This is a genomic window from Pantoea sp. B9002, assembly GCF_013385945.1.
GTDB lineage: Bacteria > Pseudomonadota > Gammaproteobacteria > Enterobacterales > Enterobacteriaceae > Pantoea.
The window spans coordinates 1-19,389 of record NZ_JACAPA010000011.1; the positions used below are offsets into that span (position 1 = coordinate 1).

General features: G+C 54.0%; 13 protein-coding genes and 1 pseudogene. 5 read left to right on the forward strand and 9 right to left on the reverse strand.

Annotated elements, in window-relative coordinates; all coding sequences use genetic code 11:
• Positions 1–174 precede the first annotated feature (174 nt).
• The 5 genes from HX773_RS08635 to HX773_RS08655 all read right to left on the reverse strand — a co-directional run bounded on the left by HX773_RS08635 (position 175) and on the right by HX773_RS08655 (position 6,664).
• Complete coding sequence (locus tag HX773_RS08635; protein ID WP_176971203.1) at positions 175–1,245, reverse strand: ABC transporter ATP-binding protein; 1,071 nt, start codon at positions 1,243–1,245, stop codon at positions 175–177.
• The gene (locus HX773_RS08640) at positions 1,238–3,007 is read right to left on the reverse strand and encodes an iron ABC transporter permease (RefSeq protein WP_176971204.1); all 1,770 of its coding nucleotides are present in this window, start codon (positions 3,005–3,007) and stop codon (positions 1,238–1,240) included. Before HX773_RS08640 ends, HX773_RS08635 begins: the two co-directional genes overlap by 8 nt.
• Positions 3,008–3,079: 72 nt before the next feature.
• The gene (locus HX773_RS08645) at positions 3,080–4,168 is read right to left on the reverse strand and encodes an ABC transporter substrate-binding protein (protein WP_176971205.1); all 1,089 of its coding nucleotides are present in this window, start codon (positions 4,166–4,168) and stop codon (positions 3,080–3,082) included.
• A 170-nt stretch (positions 4,169–4,338) separates the two neighbouring features.
• Positions 4,339–5,031, reverse strand: a complete 693-nt coding sequence (locus tag HX773_RS08650) for a response regulator (protein WP_176971206.1) — start codon at positions 5,029–5,031, stop codon at positions 4,339–4,341.
• A complete protein-coding gene (locus HX773_RS08655; protein ID WP_176971207.1) occupies positions 5,024–6,664 on the reverse strand; it encodes a sensor histidine kinase in 1,641 nt (546 codons plus the stop codon). The genes HX773_RS08650 and HX773_RS08655 overlap by 8 nt, the downstream gene beginning before the upstream one ends.
• A 1,025-nt stretch (positions 6,665–7,689) precedes the next feature.
• Between HX773_RS08655 and HX773_RS08660 the strand changes: the two genes are divergently transcribed.
• The 4 genes from HX773_RS08660 to HX773_RS08675 all read left to right on the forward strand — a co-directional run bounded on the left by HX773_RS08660 (position 7,690) and on the right by HX773_RS08675 (position 12,653).
• Positions 7,690–8,667: a glycosyltransferase family A protein gene (locus HX773_RS08660; protein WP_176971208.1), complete on the forward strand. Its 978-nt coding sequence runs from the start codon at positions 7,690–7,692 to the stop codon at positions 8,665–8,667.
• Between the two features lie 16 nt (positions 8,668–8,683).
• Positions 8,684–9,991 carry an oligosaccharide flippase family protein gene (locus tag HX773_RS08665; RefSeq protein ID WP_176971209.1) on the forward strand — a complete coding sequence of 436 codons (1,308 nt, stop codon included), beginning with the start codon at positions 8,684–8,686 and terminating at the stop codon, positions 9,989–9,991.
• Entirely contained in the window at positions 9,988–10,983 is a 996-nt protein-coding gene (locus tag HX773_RS08670) for a glycosyltransferase family A protein (protein ID WP_176971210.1), read from the forward strand. The genes HX773_RS08665 and HX773_RS08670 overlap by 4 nt, the downstream gene beginning before the upstream one ends.
• A gap of 380 nt (positions 10,984–11,363) precedes the next feature.
• Complete coding sequence (locus HX773_RS08675; RefSeq protein WP_176971211.1) at positions 11,364–12,653, forward strand: HAAAP family serine/threonine permease; 1,290 nt, start codon at positions 11,364–11,366, stop codon at positions 12,651–12,653.
• A gap of 37 nt (positions 12,654–12,690) precedes the next feature.
• On the opposite strand, the pseudogene HX773_RS08680 reads toward HX773_RS08675, so the two are convergent.
• The 3 genes and pseudogenes from HX773_RS08680 to dbpA form a co-directional block, all read right to left on the reverse strand.
• A pseudogene (locus tag HX773_RS08680) lies at positions 12,691–14,247 on the reverse strand (methyl-accepting chemotaxis protein).
• 468 nt (positions 14,248–14,715) lie between these two features.
• Positions 14,716–15,678, reverse strand: a complete 963-nt coding sequence (locus tag HX773_RS08685; protein ID WP_008105989.1) for a chemotaxis protein — start codon at positions 15,676–15,678, stop codon at positions 14,716–14,718.
• Between the two features lie 140 nt (positions 15,679–15,818).
• Complete coding sequence (dbpA, locus tag HX773_RS08690; RefSeq protein ID WP_008105991.1) at positions 15,819–17,198, reverse strand: ATP-dependent RNA helicase DbpA; 1,380 nt, start codon at positions 17,196–17,198, stop codon at positions 15,819–15,821.
• Between the two features lie 398 nt (positions 17,199–17,596).
• On the opposite strand from dbpA, the gene HX773_RS08695 reads away from it, so the two are divergent.
• Positions 17,597–17,794, forward strand: coding sequence for a hypothetical protein (locus HX773_RS08695; RefSeq protein WP_039333073.1), 198 nt, complete (start codon positions 17,597–17,599; stop codon positions 17,792–17,794).
• Between the two features lie 205 nt (positions 17,795–17,999).
• Here HX773_RS08695 and HX773_RS08700 read toward each other — a convergent pair whose 3' ends face one another.
• Positions 18,000–19,361 (reverse strand): amidohydrolase family protein, encoded by a 1,362-nt coding sequence (locus HX773_RS08700; RefSeq protein ID WP_176971212.1) that lies wholly within the window; start codon positions 19,359–19,361, stop codon positions 18,000–18,002.
• Positions 19,362–19,389: the final 28 nt, after the last annotated feature.

Genomic DNA, 19,389 nt, shown 5'->3' on the forward strand with positions numbered 1-19,389 from the left:
CATTTTGGGTTCAGTTCATCTTCGCCGGTCCGTCAGGCAGACGAGCGAAGTGAAGGTACCGCGATAGCGGCGCGAGGACCGCCGGACCAAAAGTGACCCCGGCCAGCGCGCTTATCGTTGGCTTAACTAACAAACATTACGCCATTCAAAACCGCTAGTTAGTCCAAGGCAGGTTTACCCTTTCGGGAAGATCCACACATGGTTTTCCGGCAGCGCCAGATGGCAATGCTGTGGATCGCGGACGTCGGTGCCGTAGGCGCGAATTACAAAATCATCGCCGGAGGTGCGGAACAAATATTCCCAGCGATCGCCGAGATACATGCTGGTGAGCAGCGGCAGTTCCAGCTGATTTTCGCCCGGCCCCTCAACCAGTTTCACGCGCTCGACGCGAATTACCGCGGTGGCTTCCTGACCGTTTTGCACGCCCGAGCCCGCCAATCCCCACAACGCCCAGCCTTTGCCCTCGATACGCGCTTTGCCGTCGCGCAGTTCGGTGATTTTGCCGTGCAGCCGGTTGTTGCTGCCCATAAACTCGGCGGTGAACAGGGTTTTCGGCGAGCCGTACATCTCCTGCGGCGTGCCTTGCTGTTCGATTTTGCCGTTATTGAGCAGCAAAATACGGTCGGAAATCGCCATTGCCTCATTTTGGTCGTGCGTTACCATCAGCGCCGACAAGCCCAGTTTGATAATCAACTCACGCAGGAACACGCGCGCCTCTTCACGCAGCTTGGCATCGAGATTTGATAACGGCTCATCCAGCAGGATCACCGGCGGGTTGTACACCAGCGCCCGGCCAATCGCCACGCGCTGCTGCTGACCGCCAGAAAGCTGGTGCGGATGGCGTTTACCAAGGTGGCCGAGGCCAAGTTGGTTCAGCACATCCTGCACGCGTTGGGTGATCTCCGCCGCTGCCACTTTGCGCAGCTTTAATGGATACGCCACATTTTCGAACACGGTTTTGTGCGGCCACAATGCGTAGGACTGGAACACCAATCCCAGATTACGTTCTTCCGCTGGGATCTCACTGCGCGGCGTACCGGCGTAAACCGTGTTGTTGCCGATAACAATGGTGCCTTGCGTCGGTTTCTCCAGCCCGGCGACCGCGCGCAGCAGCGTGGTTTTGCCACTGCCGGACGGTCCAAGCAGGGAAACCACTTCGCCGCGCTGCAAATTCATCGACACGCCTTTCAGCACCGGATTGTCGCCGTAAGTTAAGTGCAGGTTCTCGACCGATAATTCAATCATGTAATTTGACTCCAAATCGCAAGGCAATACCCAAACCGACGACCACCAGCAGGATGTTAATAAACGAGAGTGCGGCGACGATATCTATCGCGCCCGCCGCCCACAGAGAAACCAGCATTGAGCCGATGGTTTCCGTGCCGGGCGAAAGCAGGTACACACCGGTGGAATATTCGCGCTCGAAAATCAGGAACATCAGCAGCCATGAACCAATCAGACCGTAGCGAGATAACGGAATGGTGACGTGACGCGTGATCTGTCCGCGCGTGGCGCCGGTGCTGCGCGCCGCCTCTTCCAGTTCCGGCCCGACCTGCAACAGCGTTGAGGAGATCAGGCGCAGACCATACGCCATCCACACCACGGTATAAGCCAACCAAACGCTGAAGATGGTGCTGCGCAGCGAACGCAGCCAGACGATCAGGTTATCGCGCAGCCACTGCGACCAGACGAAATCGGACAGCCAGCCCGATTTGAGCGAGTTATCCAGCCACATCGGCAGGAACAGGAACACCCAGAGAAACGCCAGACCGGCCAGCAAGCCCGGCACCGCACGCGGCACCAGCACGCTGTAGTCGAGGAAGCGCGTGGTGTTATCGGGCTTACGGTGCATGGCGATACCAATAAACAGATAACACACCACCGCCAACGCGCCGCCGAGCACGCCAATCGCCATTGAGTTGACGATAGCGCGCAGCAGGTTAGGCTGCGCCCAGATGGTCTGGAAGGTTTTGATCGACAGCTCATCCCAGATCGAGACGCCAACGCCCCAGTTAGAGATAAACGCGCGCAGCACCACGCCCAGCAGCGGCACGCCAATGGTCACCGTCAGCCAGAAGGCGACAACTGCACCGGCCACCCAGCGCCATTTGCCCAGTGGCAGCGCTCGCGCCTGCGAGGCTTTACCTTTCACGGTGACAAAGCGATTGGCGGTGCGCATCAGGCGGCGTTGCAGCATCACCAGCGGAATGGTGATACAGATCAGCACCACCGCCACCGCAGCCATCAGGTGATAAGACGGCGTGCCGAGTTTGTTGGTGAGCTGATAGAGATAGGTCGCCAGCACCATGTTGCCTTCAGGATCGCCCAGCACCAGCATCAGGCCGAACACTTCCAGCCCAAGGAAGAACAGCAGCACGATGGCATACAGAATCGACGGACGTACCATCGGCAAGCTCACCGCCGTCATCACCTGCAGCGGGGAAGCGCCGGCGATACGCGCCGCTTCTTCCACATCCGATCCCACGCTGCGCAGTGCCGAAGAGATATAGAGATAGGCGTGCGGGACGTGCGTTAGCCCGGCGATCACCACGATGCTCGACATGTCGTAGATATTCCACGGCACAAAACCCAGCAGCGATTGCGCCCACAGCGAGAAAAATCCCACCGGGCCCGCCGCCACCACATAGCCAAAGCCGAGCACCATCGGCGAGACAAAAATCGGTACGAGGATCAGCGGCTCAATGAGGCGTCTGCCGGGCAGATCGGTGCGCACCATCAGAAACGCCAGAATACCGCCCAGAGGGATGGCGATAATCACCAGCCCGAAGGCGAGAATAAATCCGCTGCGCAGCGCTTTGTAGAAATCGGGATCGGTGAAAATAAACTCAAACGATTCCAGGCTCCACTCTTTCGACGGCGAGAAGAACGGCGCGGACAAGAAACTTTGTATGACGATAAACGACAGCGGAATGTAGATAACCAGCGCGGTTATCAGCACCACAATGCCGCGCGGCAGGCTTTGCCACTTTCTCTGCAATGCACGCATATTGAGACCCTGAATGGCGAATCAGATAACAGAAAGAGAAGCGCGACGCAGCGGCCGCGCTTGATACTGCCGTTATTTACCGGCGGCTGTGCGCCACTGTTTGATGTAATCCAGACGTTTTTTCGGTTGCAGATATTCCAGCAGGCTTTCATCAACCGGGATCGGTTTCAGCGCGTTGCCCAACATTTTGGTCATGCCATCAATGTCGTTTTTGCCTTCGATATCGTTGCGCAGGGAAGGGATGTCAGCCTGATTGGCCAGAATGCTTTGCCCTTTCTCAGAAAGCACATAATCGAGCCACAGTTTGGCCGCATGGCTGTTTTGCGCTTGTGAGCTGATGAAGGAGACGCGTGACAGCACCAGCGTGTAATCCTTTGGATAAGAGATGCCCAGCGACGGATCGGTTTTGGCGCGCGCTTCGGCGTATGAACCGAGGATGTTGAAGCCAATCAGGTTTTCGCCGGATGAAACCCTTTCCATCATGGTGCCGGTGGAGGACTGCACGGCTAAACCGCCTTTTGCCACGTCAGCCAGGGTTTTGAAGTAGTTGGGATCGGCTTTGGCATCCTGCACCGAAAGCATAAAGCCGAGGCCCGATTTCTCAATATCGTAGGTGGTGACTTTGCTTTTGAATTTGTCGGTCTGGCCGGCGATCAGCTTAGCCAGCGCGGCGTGCGAATCGGGCACGTCACCGGCCGGGATCAAGCGCTTGTTATAGATGAAAACCACCGGTTCGTAAGTGGTGCCGTAAGCCTTGTTGTTCCACACCGCCCACTTCGGCAGCTGCGCCAGTTCGGGGGATTTATACTCCTGCGCATAGTCGGTTGCTAGCTTCAGGCCTGTATCCATCGAGGAGCTCCACACCACATCGCCGCTGGTGCCGCCCGACGCTTGTTCGCTGATAAAACGGTTGTACAGCTCGGTGCTGTTCATATCGTTATATTCAACTTTGATGCCGGGATAAGTGGCTTCGAAGCCCTTAATCAGCGGCCCGGCGGCTTTGGTGTCGGTGGTGGAGTAGACCACCACTTTGCCCTCTTTGGTGGCGGCATCAATCACGCTTTGATAGTCCGAAGGGTAACCTTGCGGCGGGGCAGCAACGGCTGACATGGAAACAAAAACAGTAGCGGCAATCAGAGACAGAGGGAAAGTGTTCGACATTATAATTAACCTTTTAGTTACATTTGAGGAACTAAAGGTCAACATAGCCTATCGACTTTTCCACACAAGAGGTGCCGGAATGTTATCTTCACGAAGTGTGATTGTTGGCATCGTTTGGGCAATTAACACCATAAAAACCACAAGCGGCCGCGCGCGGGAGTTGCGCAAGATCACAGGATTTTGCGGTACAGCCGTCGCGGATGGCCGATGTTGCCGTACTGCATCTCAACGCCAATAAACCCGATCTCCACGCAATATTCGAGGTAGCGGCGGCCGGTGGTTTTGCTGATACCGACGCTCTCTACCACTTGTTCAACCGACCAGCTGCTGTCCGGCGCTGCGCTAAAAAAGCCTTTCACCCGATCCAGCGTAATGGACTCAATCCCTTTGGTGGACGGCGCGGCAGGCGCGTCACTGGCTGGCAGATTGAACAGTTTATCCAGCGCCTGCTGATCGACATTCTTCATCTGGCGCATGGTCTGTACCAGCAACATAAAGCGCTCCAGCGACGCGCGCAGGCGATGGAAAAACACCGGTTTGAGCAGGTAGTCGAAGGCGCCGCTGCGCATCGCGTGGCTACAGGTTTGCATGTCGCTGGCGGCAGTGATGAAAATCACCGAGCACTCAAAACGCTTCAGCAGCGGATCGTCAATCAAGGTCACGCCCTGACCATCCGGTAAATAGTTATCGAGCAGCAGCAGCCGTGGCTGATGCGCTGCAATCAGCTCGCGCGCCTGCGCCAGCGTGGCCGCAATGCCGACCACGCGCAGATGAAAGTTCTGCTCAATATATTCACGATGCAGATCGGCCAGATGCGGCTCATCTTCCACAATCACCACATCAAGCGGTTTGGCATTATTCATGGGAAAGTCCTGTTAACGCAGCGGGCTGGAACGGAATAAACACAGAGAAGATGGTGCCCTGCGGCGAGTTGTCGCTGATCTCAATGCTGCCGCCCGCCTGCTGCACATAACCTGCCGCCAGATAGAGGCCGATGCCGTGTTCGGAACCGAGCAGGTCGTCGCCGCTGGTGGGTTTACTGCTAACGCCTTGCTCAAACAGATGCGGTTTGATGTTGTCATCCACGCCGCAACCCTGATCGGCCACTTCGATTAACAGCTCCTGATTACGGCCAGAAATATACAGTTCAATAGGTGCGGCGGGCGTTGTGGCATTGAGCGTGGCGTCCACCGCGTTATCCAGCAGATTGCCGATCACCGACATCAACGCCGTTTCACTCAGCGCGGCAGGAATGCGGCTCAGCTGGCAGGCCGGATCAAATTTCAGCTCCACGCCTTTTTCGCGCGCGCTGACATATTTCCCCAGCAGCAGCCCACAAAGCGCAGGCGACGTGAAGCGCGCCGAGACAAAATCCAGCACCTGCTGCGCGCCAGCCGATTGCGCGTGGATGTAGCGCATCGCGTCGTCGTAACGCTGCATCTGTAACAAGCCGACCAGCGTGGCGGTCCAGTTCAGCTGTTCATGGCGCATGATGCGTAAATTATCCGCGTAGCGTTTCACCTGGCTGAGCTGGCTGCTCAGCGTATTGATGTCGTTTTTGTCGCGGAAGCTGCACACCCAGCCGCCAGGTTCGCCGGGTTCCAGCTCGATCGCCACCCGGTTAACGATCACCTGACGCTGATTGAGCACGGTAACGTGATCGTGGGTTTTCACCTCATGCTGGCGCAAAAACGCCGGATGGATCTGCAACACCTCATCCAGCGGTTTCCCTAGCAGTTCACTCTCACTCTGCTGGATATCCAACAACTCGCGCGCGGCGCGGTTGATGAGAATCAGCTGCCGCTCCGCGTTCACCGCAAACACCCCTTCATACATCGCTTCCAGCAGCGCCTTTTGTTGCAGCACCAGCAGGGCGATATCTTTCGGCTCCAGCCAGAACATCTGTTTCTTCAGGTTGCGGCTAAACATCCAGGAAAAGATAAACAGCAGCAACAGCAGCGCCACGCCATACAAACTGGCCTGCCACAGCAGGCTGACGTTGATATTGGCAATATAGGAGGTGAGATAACCCACCGAGACAATGCCAATCACCTGATGCTCGGCATTCAAGATCGGCGCCTTGCTGCGCAGCGACACGCCGATGCCGCCTTTGCGCACCGAAATAATGGTTTTGCCCTGCAGCACCTCGGCATTGTCGCCGCCAATCATGGGTAAATTGAGGCGCTCCGGTGATTCCGAATGATAGAGATGTTGTTCTTGCGTGTCGCCAATCACGATATAGCTGGCATCACTTTGGTTGCGCAGCGGCTGGATCAGCGCGGCGATGCCGGCGATATCGCGGCGCGCCACTTTCTCCGCCAGTCCGGGCATCAGCGCAATCTCACTGGCCTGCACCCGCGCGCGCTGTCCAAGATCGTGATGCAGTTGGCGATCGATAAAATGAAACAGAATGGTGCCCAGCAAGGCGAGCAGCAGGCAGGAAAACAGCACCAGCGACAGGAAGAGTTTTACCTGGAAAGATAATCTGCGTTTCATACAACCTGCAGTAAAGAGAAACTGGAGAGAGGCATGGCTGGAGACTAGCACGCGAAAATGCGCGCGGTGACAGGCCATCATCAGAGTTGTGAGCTGGCTTCACTCTCGGCGCGGCTTAGGCGCTGGTTTCTGTTGGCACCATGTCATCAATATTCCCATCTTATTCCTGGTATTCGCCTGCTGCGGCGCTAATCAATCGGCAAAAAACCAATTCACCATGGCTAATCTATGCGCCGTTGTTTAATCCAGCCTTTCTCTGAGTAAATTCCGGTTTGGCCCGGCAACCATTGACCTTATTACCGCGAGTGGTGAGAATGCCGGGAAAAGTTTTGAATTAGATCGCAAATTTTGGGCTTTAAGCCCGTTGCAGTGCGACCGCAAGCGCCGCACTGAATTAACGCCACTTGCACTCAGCGGAACGTGAAAGACGCGCCGAAGTTATAAAAGTGCAGGGCACACAGCAAATATCGTTAATGTCGTGACGTTCGTTGAGAAGGCCCGTCTTTTGATGCACCTACTCAGCCCCGGTCGGCATTTCTTGTTTTTGATGGTGAGCGCGATAAAAACGCCAACGTTTTTTAATTCTCATTACCAGACAGATAAAAAATTTAATTTAAGTACGCCGTGAATGGCGTGGTGACGCTATTAAGCCAAATCACCGCAAGATAAAACGTAACTGGCTGATAATTAACTGAACTCTCACGAGCGCAGCGCAGCCTTTTTACGCCTGAATAGTGGGTTTTTGTGTAGTCAGTAAACAGGTAGCTGCAAGCCTGGGGCGGTAGCCTGCCTGTTTTACCTGCTGAAAGCAGAATAAATCTGCACGGTTTATTTGGCGATTATCTTATTTAGCGATCTTTTTACAGAGAATTAAAGGCCAGTTTTATTTGACCTGAGGAAACTCTGAAATAGACAGGCAATAAATGTTAAGCCGGGCGCAAGCAACGTGCAGTGTTAATCACTGCAATGTTCAGCGAATACTTTTTCCGCCCGCAACTTTTACTCCGACAGAGTCCAGAGGTTATATGCAAAATCCCGTTAACGACGTTTTAATCAGCGTCATCGTGCCGGTGTATAACGCCGCAGCGTATCTGGAGCGATGCATTGATAGCCTGCTGCAGCAGGAAGAAAGCCGTTTTGAAGTGATCTTTATTAATGACGGCTCCAGCGATAACTCGCTCGCAATATTACAGAATTACGCCCATTACCCACATTTTCACATCATCGACAAAACCAACGGCGGCGTCTCGTCGGCACGCAATCAGGGCATTCGCGCGTCGCGCGGCAAACTGCTGTGCTTTTTAGACGCCGATGATTTTCTGCCGGCCAGCGCGTTTGCCACCTATGTGCGGCTGATGCAAAACAACATCGCCATGGTGGGCGGGGAATCGCAGCACTTCACGCCGCAAGGTGAGCCGCTCGATTTCCCGGCCAACAGCAGTGACGCGCGCCAGCTGACCGCTTCGGCGGCGATCAACGATCTGCTCTATTTCAATCCGCGTCACGGCATCTGCGACAAGGTGTTTCGTGGTGATGTGATTCGTCAGCATCAGCTCACATTTAACGAAGAGATTTATAACTTCGAAGACCTGCTGTTTGTGATCAATTACCTGCACCTGCAACAGGATCGTCAGGTGATTTTCACCCAGCAGGTGGTTTATCACTACGTGGAATCAACCAATTCCGCCACGCGATCGGCGTTACGTGAAAAGCATTTCTCCTTTGCGCGCTCGTTTAATGGCATGCAGGCATTTTTATCCGCGCAGCACAGCCGCTGTTATTACCATCTCTATTTAAAAGTCACCTCGTCTTATATCTATAAAGCGCTGCACAGCGACGGGTTCAGTCGCGCCTTTATTGATGAATATATTTCGCTCTACCGTCGCAGCTTTAAGTCCTATTTCACATCAGGATTGATGCTCAATCCGTGGAGCCTGTACTTTGCGCTGTTTTTTGTCAGTCCACGACTGGTATCGCGTCTGCGCCGCCTGGCACAGAAATAAACGCTGAGGTTGAGTTGTGAAAGATAAATTAAAAAACTCCATGTGGATGATCGCTGAAAAGCTGATTGCGGTGTTCGGCCTGATATTTGTCACCTCCTATGTGGCAAAATATGTTGGGCCTACCACCTTCGGCATTATCTCGATCTCGATGCTGGTCTTTCAGTTCATTCAAAGCATCGCGCTGATGGGCAGCGATGTAATTCTGCTGAAACGCTTATCGCAAAATCATCACTCCGGCATGCGCTTAATGATGGCGACCTTTCTGCTGGTGTTAGTGATTTACGGCGTGCTGGCGGCCAGCGGCATGCTGATTATGGACGAAGAGTGGAGTGCTGAAGCGCGGGTATTTATCTGCGCAGCGGCAATTGCCTGTCTGTTCTCTTCGCTCGATCTGGTCAATATCTACAACGAGGCGATGCTCAATGCACGCCTGAATGTGATCGCCAATCTGGCGGGGCTGGCCATTAGTTTAACCGTGCGCTTCTTTATTTCGTATTACGGTTTGGATCCGCAGCTGTTATCGATTCCTATCGTGCTGGCGACCTTTATTCCGTTTGCCATCAAGCTGGCGATATTCCTGAAATACCATCGTCAGGTGCCGATTCCGGCACTGCGCCAGATGAAGAAATATTCACGCTATATGGTGGCGTCCGGTATTTCACTGGTGTTTTCCGTGATTGCGGTAGCGATTTATACCCGCGTTAATCAAATCAGCGTGTCCTATTTCCTTGGCGTGAAAGAGGCGGGGATTTTCTCCGTCGCGCTGACGCTCGCCACCGCGTGGGTATTTTTACCCAATGCATTGCTGGCTTCCTTTTTCCCGGCGTTCTTTGCCGAGCGTGACGATCGGCAATCGATTATCAAAGCGCAGAAATTACATCTGCTGGTGATTGGTGTCTCCTCGCTGGTGATTCTGGCGATTTGGTTAATGTCCGGATGGTTTATCCGTGACTTCTACGGTGCGGAGTATCTCGATGCGGTAGCGCCAACGCTGTTACTCAGCGTGGGTGCGATGTGCGCGGTGCTAAGCAGCGTGATGGACCGTTTCATTATTAAGTACAACGGATATCGCTATTTAGTGAAGAAAACCTTCGTGGTGTTATTAATTTGCGTGGCCTCCTCTTTATTATTGGTTCCTTATTTCGGTTTAAATGGCGCGGCCATGAGCGTGGTATTAACCGAGTTTTTATCTTTCTCCCTGCTTAATTACTTTTTCCCTGCTCAACCCGTAATGCGTATTCATCAAGTCTTTATCAACCCCAGGAAACTATGGCTGTTATTTAACAATATCAAAACCTCAGACAGTAAAGAGAGTTTATCATGAATGAAAAACCCCTGTTTAGTCTTATCATTCCCGTCTATAACTCACAAAAAACCATTAAACGGACCTTGCTGAGCGTGCTTAAACAGACATTCAGCAGTTACGAAGTGATTGTGGTTAATGATGGCAGCAGCGATTCAACCGCGAATATTCTGCAGGAGTTTAGTGCTTATTCGCAGGTCACGGTGATTCACCAGATTAATGCCGGTGTCAGCGCCGCACGAAATAGCGGAATGCAGCAGGCCAGCGGTGAATATGTGTTATTCCTCGATGCAGATGATTGGGTCGATGATAACTTCCTGATGATCTTCAAACAGAATCTCGATGCCTGGCCGGCGGAATCTGTCGATTTGATGGTAGGTAACCTGAACGACAACCGCGTGGGCAAAGTGTCGCAGGCGGGCTTCTTCAGCCAGGAGGACATTCCTTATGTGCTTGGAGAGCTGGAGATGAGTGATAACATCGGTTATCTGCATAACAAATGTTATCGCCGTCAGATTATTGAGGAGCTGAACCTGCGCTTTTTGGAAGGTATCTCCATGAGCGAGGATTTGCTGTTTAACCTTAAATTCTTCAGCTGCATTAGCAATTTCCTGGTGACGCCGGGTGCGGCTTATCATTATGAAGATGTGGAGGGTTCATTATCGAAGCGTAAAGTGCAATACAGTGAACTGAAAGTACGTAAACAGTTTCTCACCGCACTGTATGATGCGATCATCAGTAAATATCAGGCCAGCGATCTCGACTATTTCCTTAAAGGCATCTCCAAACGTGTGCTGGCGCTGGATATGCAAATCGTGACCGCAATGTATCACTCTTCGTTTTCACCTGCGGATATTGCGCAGGAAATTAATGAAATAAAGCGGGGTAAATACTCAAAAGGTATTTTCATCCTGCTGAATAAAAATGAAAAACTGAAGTACATGATTATGAATTTGAATACACTCACAGCGTACTATTTTCTTTATGCACTCTACAGAATGCGCGCATTCTAATTAAATTCTCCCGGCGTTAGCCTCTGGACGCATTTGCGGTATCAGAGGCTAGTTGCCGGGGGAGTTTCTCTTGATGTTCTCAGCTCTACCCGTGGCAACAGCCCAGCGTTGCCACACCTTTCCAATTTCCTCACGCCTTTCTGCTGACTCCCCGTTACTCCTTCTTGCACTCATCACGCGTCTCATGTCAAATAGCGCCCCATGCAATCGATTGCGCGCATGTTTCGTGCATTTACTGCGGCGCAAAACATCAGGATGCGTGAATTTCATCTCATGAAGCGTCATCCTTTGCGTTCCGGCCGGGCGGAGCAGCCCACGCCATGATTGGCAGCCATCTTTGTGGCTGCATGTTGATAAAGCTTGAAATTCTGGAGAGACAGATGGACAACTCACAAACCGGTACGCTTGGCACCGTTGAAACGGCGGCTAAGGGCTGGCGTAAGAGTGATACCGTGTGGATGCTGGGTCTGTACGGTACGGCGATTGGTGCGGGCGTGCTTTTCCTGCCGATTAACGCCGGTGCAGGCGGGCTGATTCCGCTGATTATCATGGCGATTCTTGCCTTCCCGATGACCTATTACGCGCACCGCGCGTTAACGCGCTTTGTGCTCTCCGGTAAAAATCCCGGCGAAGACATTACCGAAGTGGTGGAAGAGCACTTCGGCGTGGGCGCTGGCAAGATCATCACCTTGCTCTACTTCTTTGCTATCTATCCGATCCTGCTGATGTACAGCGTGGCGATCACCAATACCGTTGATAGCTTTATCGTGCATCAGCTGGGGCTGGTTTCGCCGCCGCGTGCGCTGCTGTCGCTGATTCTGATCATCGGCATGATGACGGTGGTGCGCTTTGGCGAGCAGATGATTGTGAAAGCGATGAGCGTGTTGGTGTTCCCGTTTGTGGCGGTGCTGATGCTGCTGGCGGCTTATCTGGTACCGCATTGGCATGGCGCGGCGCTGGAAACCCTGTCGCTGAGCCAGAGCGGCAGCGGTCACGGTATCTGGATGACGCTGTGGCTGGCGATTCCGGTGATGGTCTTCTCCTTCAACCATTCGCCGATCATCTCCTCATTTGCCGTCGCCAAGCGCGACGAATACGGCGCAGGCGCGGAGAAGAAGTGTTCCCGCATTCTGGCCAGTGCGCATTTGATGATGGTGGTGACGGTGATGTTCTTTGTGTTCAGCTGCGTGCTGAGCCTGTCGCCAGCCGATCTGCAGGCAGCGAAAGATCAGAACATCACCATCCTCTCCTATTTAGCGAACCACTTTAATGTGCCGATGATTGCGTGGATGGGGCCGATTGTGGCGATGGTGGCGATCACCAAATCGTTCCTTGGGCATTATCTGGGGGCGCGTGAAGGGTTTAACGGCATCGTGGTGAAGTCGCTGCGCAGCCGCGGGAAAACCGTCACGCCGCAGCGTCTGAATCGCCTGACTACCGCGTTTATGCTGCTGACCACCTGGCTGGTGGCGACGCTGAACCCCAGTATTCTGGGCATGATTGAAACGCTGGGTGGGCCGATCATTGCGATGATTCTGTTCCTGATGCCGATGTATGCCATTCAGAAAGTGCCGGCAATGCGTCAGTACAGCGGGAAGATCAGTAACGTATTTGTGGTGATTGTCGGCGTGCTGGCGATTTCGTCGATTGCGTATTCATTGGTAAGTTAGCATTGTAGGGTCGCCGTTCATGGCGACCCTAATAGCGTTAAACCGCAGCCGTTTTAAACACACTCATCGACTGCGCCAGACGATCCGCCTGTTCCTGCAACGCCTGCGACGCCGCTGAGGCTTCCTGCACCAACGCGGCGTTCTGCTGCGTCACCGCTTCCATCTGCGTAATCGCTGAGTTGATCTCGCTAATCCCGCTGCTCTGCTCGCTGCTGGCAATGGTGATTTCGCTCATGATATCCGCCACGCTCTTCACGCTGTTAACCACTTCACCAATGGTTGAACCGGCGTGCGTCACCAGACGGCTACCTTCATCCACCTGCGCCACTGAATCCTCGATCAACACCTTAATCTCTTTCGCGGCAGACGCCGAACGCGCCGCCAGATTACGCACTTCGGTAGCAACCACGGCGAAACCGCGACCTTGTTCACCGGCGCGTGCGGCTTCGACCGCGGCGTTAAGGGAAAGAATGTTGGTCTGGAAGGCAATGGAGTCGATCACGCTGATAATATCGACGATCTTCTTTGAAGAGAGGGTAATGGCTTCCATTTTCTCGATCACCTGTTCCATCACCACGCCGCCTTGCTTCGCCACGTTGGAGGTGTTGGCCACCAGCTGATTGGCTTCACGCGCGTTCTCGGCGTTGTGCTTGACGGTGGCGGTCATCTGTTCCATCGCCGACGCGGTCTCTTCCAGCGAGCTGGCCTGCTGTTCGGTACGCGATGAGAGATCGATGTTGCCGCTGGAGATCTGATTCGAGGCGACGGCGATGGTATCGGAACCGGCGCGCACATCGGAAACGATGGTCAGCAGATTGTCGTTCATCGCCTGCAGCGCTTGCATCAGTACGGCGGTTTCATCTTTTCCGCTGATTTCAATGTGCGAACTGAGATCGCCTGCTGCGACTTTCCCGGCGATTTCCACCGCTTCATTCAGCGGACGCACAATTGAACGCGTCAGCATAAAGCCTAATACGATGGAGGCGGCAATGGCGATAGCGGAGAAGATCAGCGTAATTTCGATGGCTAACGATCCGTTATCAATGATTTTTGCGCCTTCCTGCTCCAGCTGTTGTGACTGCGAGTTGGCAAACGCCACGGCGCTATCGAGAAAGGCATTCTGCGTACTGGTGATGGATTTCAGCACATAGGTACTGGCGGCTTCGGCATTGCCCGCACGCACCAGATCCAGCAGCTCTTTCTTCTCAGCTTCAAACTTGTCGCTGGCGGCCAGCAGCCCGGCAATTTTCTTTTTACCTACTTCAGTTACCTACACCGCTTTGATTTTATTCATCGCGGTGTTGGTTTTATCGGTGGCGTCCGCTAATTGCTGATAGCGTTTTTCGTTAAATTGCGGGCGCGTGGTATCAATCACGATGCCGCGCAGGTATTTGATCTGTTCGTTAACACCGTCACGCACGTCAAAACCGAGACGCACTTTCATGTAGCGATCTTCGACGATCGACGTAATGCCGGTTTTGATGTTGTTGATTTTGGTAATCGACGTTATGCCGACGATGACCAACAGTGCCACCACTAAACCAAAGGCGATGCCCAAACGGACGCCGACCTTCATATTCTTTAAGCTCAACATTGGTTCTCCCCGTAATGCCAAAAATTGTTGTTTTCAAGACGGAAAAGCAGGCAAGGCGCCCGCATCAGGTTGATGTTTTCTAAGATGAAAATCGTTGCGCAGCGTGACAAAACTGGTATGGCAGCACCGGCGCTATCAGTTATCGGTTGTTGATGTTTTAACTTTAATTTTTTAGAGGTACGTCACAGTTTGGTTAACAGTAATGAAGTTGGTTTTTGTTGGATCTGAATGGGAAGGGTTTTGCGGTCGCCATAAATGGCGTAATGCCGATCAGTTAAGCATCGCATCACGGCACATTTCGTAGCGGCGCGATTTATCGCGCAATGAATTGCGCCGCTACGATTTGTGCGCGCAGTAATTTGTGTTTTAATCTCTTAACTGACGAGTATTACGCCATAAATGGCGACCCTACGACAGACGGGAAGATTTTTCGTAGGGTGCGCATTTATGCGCACCTGGATATGGGAATTAACGCGGCTTTTTCAGCACGCCGTGAATGACATTCGAGAGCTCGTTGATTTCGAACTTCGCCACGTAACCATCGGCACCGACTTTACGCACGTGATCTTCGTTGGCGCTGCCGGAGAGCGAAGAGTGGATCACCACCGGAATCTGGCGCAGGTTGTTATCGCGTTTGATATTGCGCGTTAAGGTAAAGCCATCCATTTCCGGCATTTCGAGATCGGTCAGCACCAGCGCGATCTTGTCGTGGATCGACTCACCATTAGCAGCCGCCTCTTTCTGCATCTCGTTAATCTTGATCCAGGCTTCCAGACCGGTGTTGTGCATAATCGCCGGGATGCCCATGCTTTTCAGGCCTTGCTCCAGCAGCTGACGCGCCACTTTGGAATCTTCCGCGACAATCGCCACCTGGCCAGGCTTCAGATTGAAGTCTTTGGCAGTTTCTGCGCTCGGTTCAACGCCGCGCACCGAAGGAATGATGTCATACAGAATCTGCTCAACGTCCAGCACCATCGCCAGATTATTGCTCTGACCGTCGGTATCCAGACAGGCGATGCTGGTGATGTTGCGGCTACCGATGCCCGCTTCCGCCGTATGCACCTGGCTCCAGTCGAGACGCACAATGTTCTCCACCGATTCCACCGCAAACGCCTGAGTACTGCGCGCATATTCGGTCACCAGCAGCAGGTTAAGGCCGGTTTCTGGTTTGCACCCGGTGACGGCAGGTAGATCGATAACCGGAATAAACTGGCCGCGAATACTCGCCATGCCAAGCAGCGGCGATTGCATGCCAGCGGCGCGGGTGATGGTTGGCATGGGCACGATTTCACGCAGTTTAAACACGTTGATGCCGTACAGCTCAGATTTGCCTTTCAGCTGATCGGAACCCAGTCGGAACAACAGCAGTTCGAATTTATTGGAAAGCGCAAGGTTGGCGCGTTCATCGATCTCTTTCTGAAAATTATCCATCATGGCCTCGGAGCAGATCTGGGCTGGGTAAAGGGCAGGGCAATATCGCCATGATTAACTTATCGGCAGAAGAGAAAAAAAATGAAGGGGAGATAACGGAAATTTTAGCGTGAGAGCGATCGCCCTCACGCGGGTACAGCTTACTTCAGCAGAATGGCGCGCACGCTTTTGCCTTTGATCTTGCCCTCTTTCAGCTTGATCAGCGCTTTCTTCGCCTGCGCGGCGTCGATGGCAACATAGGCGTGGGTGGCGGTCATATCGATCTTACCAATCTGATCGCCGCTGAAACCGGCTTCACCGGTCAGCGCACCCAGAATATCGCCCGGACGGATTTTGGCTTTGCGGCCGCCATCAATGCACAGTGTCATTTTGGTCGCCGGCAGCGATTTGGCGCTGGTGCCTTTCAGCGTGCTGGAGGAAACCCAGTTCAGCTTCTGCTGCAGATACTCTTCCAGCGCATTGGCGCGCACCATTTCGTCGGGGGCGACAAAGCTCACCGCCAAGCCTTTTTCACCCGCACGACCGGTACGGCCGATGCGGTGAATGTGCACTTCCGGATCCCACGCCAGCTGGAAATTCACCACCAGCGCCAGCGATTTAATATCCAAACCGCGCGCGGCGACGTCGGTGGCGATCAATACGCGGATGCTGCCGTTGGCGAAGCGAATCAGTACGCGCTCACGATCGCGCTGCTCCAGATCGCCATGCAGCGCTAACGCACTGATATCGCGTTCGTTCAGCGCGGCGGCAACATCGTCACACTCGCGCTTGGTGTTACAGAACACCACGCAGGAAGCCGGTTGCTGCTGGCTGAGCAGCGCGCCGAGCAGGCTGTGGCGCTCTTTGGCGCTGGCTTCAATAAACTGCTGCTCGATGGTCGGTAACTCAGTTTTATCTTCGGTGGCGACCGCCAGCGCATCACGCTGAAAACGCTGGCTGAGGCTGGCGATGGTATCCGGCCAGGTCGCAGAGAACAGCAACGTCTGGCGCGTTTCCGGCGTAAAGCCGATGATCGCTTCCATGTCGTCGCGGAAACCCATTTCCAGCATGCGATCGGCTTCATCCAGCACCAGCGTTTGCAGCTGGCTGAGATCAAGGTTGTCGCGCTTCAGGTGATCGAGCAAACGGCCCGGCGTGCCGACCACGATGTGTGGCGCATGCACTAAGGAATCACGTTGCGCGCTCATCGGCTGGCCGCCGCACAGCGTCAGGATTTTGATATTACGGGTAAAACGCGCCAGCTGACGCAGCACGTTGCTGACCTGATCGGCCAGTTCACGCGTCGGACACAAAATCAGCGCCTGGGTGTGGAACTGGCTGTTATCGATGCGGTTCAGCAAACCCACGCCAAAGGCGGCGGTTTTGCCACTGCCGGTTTTCGCCTGCGCACGCACGTCGCGCCCTTCCAAAATAGCGGGCAGGGAAGCGGCCTGAATCGGCGTCATGGCGTCGAAACCCATCTCGCGCAGGTTATCGAGTTGGCTGGCGGGCAGTTGCGTCAGGGTAGAAAAAGCAGTCACGGGAAAGTCTCTAATTGCGGGTAGGATTGCGGCGGTCAGTCTGGCAGAAAGGGGCGTGATCGGCAATGGCAAAAGCGCCTCTGGTTCCTGCCTGAAATCAGTTAGCGTTATACCAGACTTGTCTCTTTTTTATGCGCTTAATGTTGCGAAGTTCTAATGCTTTTAAGGTTGATTTTCTTTTTATGCGCTGTGACAAAAAAAGACATCTCTAACAAAAAGGTGGAATTAACGTTTATAAACAAGCGTTATCACGCCTTTTGGCCGCGTGATTATAGATGTTACGCTTATGAGTCGCTGCGGTTAGGCAAAATTCTGATTAAAACGAACGGTCGATTTGCTTTATATTTAGCGCGCCATTTGGCTAATTAGTAAATACCCATAATATTTCAGAGGTCATTTTGAGTCATTATGTCCAGGGACAAAACGAAGACATTCTGAAAATCGTCGGCCGCGCCGTGTTAACCCTGCATCTGCATGGAGAAACCTTATCTTCGGATAAAGTCAGCTCCATGATTGCCTGTTACGCGGAAGAAGAGCCTGTCAGCGACGATGAAAACCAGCGGCTGTATGCGCTGGCGATTCAGATGCTTTCGTAAAATCCAGCACTCATCGGGTGTGCGCATGCCGCCTGTTTATGTCGTACGTAAAGCCTCCTTGCGGAGGCTTTTTTGTTGGTACCTTTAGCCACAAGCTGCATATCATTGTAGCGGCGCAATTTATTGCGCCATGTCGTGAAGGGCGCGATGCCGCCATTAAGACGCGCGATAAATCGCGCCGCTACGGGAATGTGCGTTTTTCGGCTTACGCACTGAACACGGGTAATCCGCGGTGGAAGGTGGCGCGGACCGGGGAGATGCGGGCGACGGCTTCGGCGGAACAGCTGGCCTCGACCAGCATCATGCTGGCTTCATCATTTACCTTCGGCCATTGACGTTCGCCCTGATTCGACAGCGGCAAAATCCCGCCGGTGGCGATATGCAGCGCGCGGCTCAAACCGAACTCATCGGAACCGCGATACAGCTGCGCGTACAAATTGGCTTTCTCCAGCATGCTGCCGGTGCCAAACGGTGACCAGTGATCGATCACGCTGTCCGTGCCGGTCATCACCGTGATACCTGCCGCCTGCAACTGCGGCAGCGGCATGGTCAGCTTGCCAATCGGAATGGTCGACGCCACGCTCATCTGCTGCTCGGCCATGCCCGCAATCATCTGATCCAGCGCTTTGCCTTCCAGCGTGCCGAGCGCAAAACCGTGGCTCAGCGTCACTTTGCCCTTCAGCTGCGGGTTTTTCGCGATGGTATCGATCATGTACTGAATGGCCGCCACGCCGGATGGCGAGGTTTCATGCAGATGGATATCCACGCCGCGCTGGAAATCGATGGCGATCTGGAACATCGCATCCAGCGACGCCTGCATCGCGCCATCCACGTTGGTCGGATCGAGCCCGCCGACAAACTGCACGCCCATCTGCATCGCTTCGCGCATCAAGCCATCGACCTTCGAGTGCAGTAAACCGTGCTGCGGGAAGGCAACGATTTCACACGGGAATTCCGGATGATTAGCCAGCGCCAGCTTGAGATGTTCAAGGCTTTTCAGGCCGCTAACCGGATCGATGTTGCAATGGCTGCGCGCTTCGGTGGTGCCTTTACTGTGCAGCAAACCAATGATCGCTTCGGCACGCGCCTGCGACGTTGGCAGCAGCTGCGGGATCAGCACCTGTTCGCGCGCAATCATATCCATGATGGTTTTGCCCTGACGCGGGCGCGGCGCTTCCCACGGACCACCGTAAAAGGTTTTGTCGAGATGGATATGCATGTCACGGGTGCGCGGCAGCAGCAGGGCGCCGTTGGCATCCCACTGTGGCAAGGCAGCGTTACGCGCTTTGCCTGCGGCATCCATTGCCGCAAAAGTGCCGTCTTTGATGGTGATGTCGTACAGCGCGGTGCGCGTGGCGATCACCTCTTTACCGTCGCGCTCAAAGCCCTCTTCGAGACGTACGTTGAGCAGTTGGTAATGCGCAACGCGCGGCGGTGGCGTGTGCGGCTGCGTATTGTCGGTTAACAGCGGCGACGTGGGTGCGGCATGGCTGAGTCCGGCGGCAAGCAGGCCGCCAGCGGCTGTTAAGGTAAGAAATTCGCGACGGCTAGGAGAAGTGAGTTGCATCAGAGGTTCCGCTAAAGTGAAAAGCCTA

Bases quoted from the DNA above. Each gene is read 5' to 3' on its own strand.
- HX773_RS08670 (WP_176971210.1), top strand. From the start codon at position 9,988: ATGAATGAAAAACCCCTGTTTAGTCTTATCATTCCCGTCTATAACTCA.
- HX773_RS08635 (WP_176971203.1), bottom strand. From the start codon at position 1,245: ATGATTGAATTATCGGTCGAGAACCTGCACTTAACTTACGGCGACAAT.
- HX773_RS08700 (WP_176971212.1), bottom strand. From the start codon at position 19,361: ATGCAACTCACTTCTCCTAGCCGTCGCGAATTTCTTACCTTAACAGCC.
- HX773_RS08640 (WP_176971204.1), bottom strand. From the start codon at position 3,007: ATGCGTGCATTGCAGAGAAAGTGGCAAAGCCTGCCGCGCGGCATTGTG.
- HX773_RS08660 (WP_176971208.1), top strand. From the start codon at position 7,690: ATGCAAAATCCCGTTAACGACGTTTTAATCAGCGTCATCGTGCCGGTG.
- HX773_RS08650 (WP_176971206.1), bottom strand. From the start codon at position 5,031: ATGAATAATGCCAAACCGCTTGATGTGGTGATTGTGGAAGATGAGCCG.
- HX773_RS08685 (WP_008105989.1), bottom strand. From the start codon at position 15,678: ATGGATAATTTTCAGAAAGAGATCGATGAACGCGCCAACCTTGCGCTT.
- HX773_RS08655 (WP_176971207.1), bottom strand. From the start codon at position 6,664: ATGAAACGCAGATTATCTTTCCAGGTAAAACTCTTCCTGTCGCTGGTG.
- HX773_RS08645 (WP_176971205.1), bottom strand. From the start codon at position 4,168: ATGTCGAACACTTTCCCTCTGTCTCTGATTGCCGCTACTGTTTTTGTT.
- HX773_RS08675 (WP_176971211.1), top strand. From the start codon at position 11,364: ATGGACAACTCACAAACCGGTACGCTTGGCACCGTTGAAACGGCGGCT.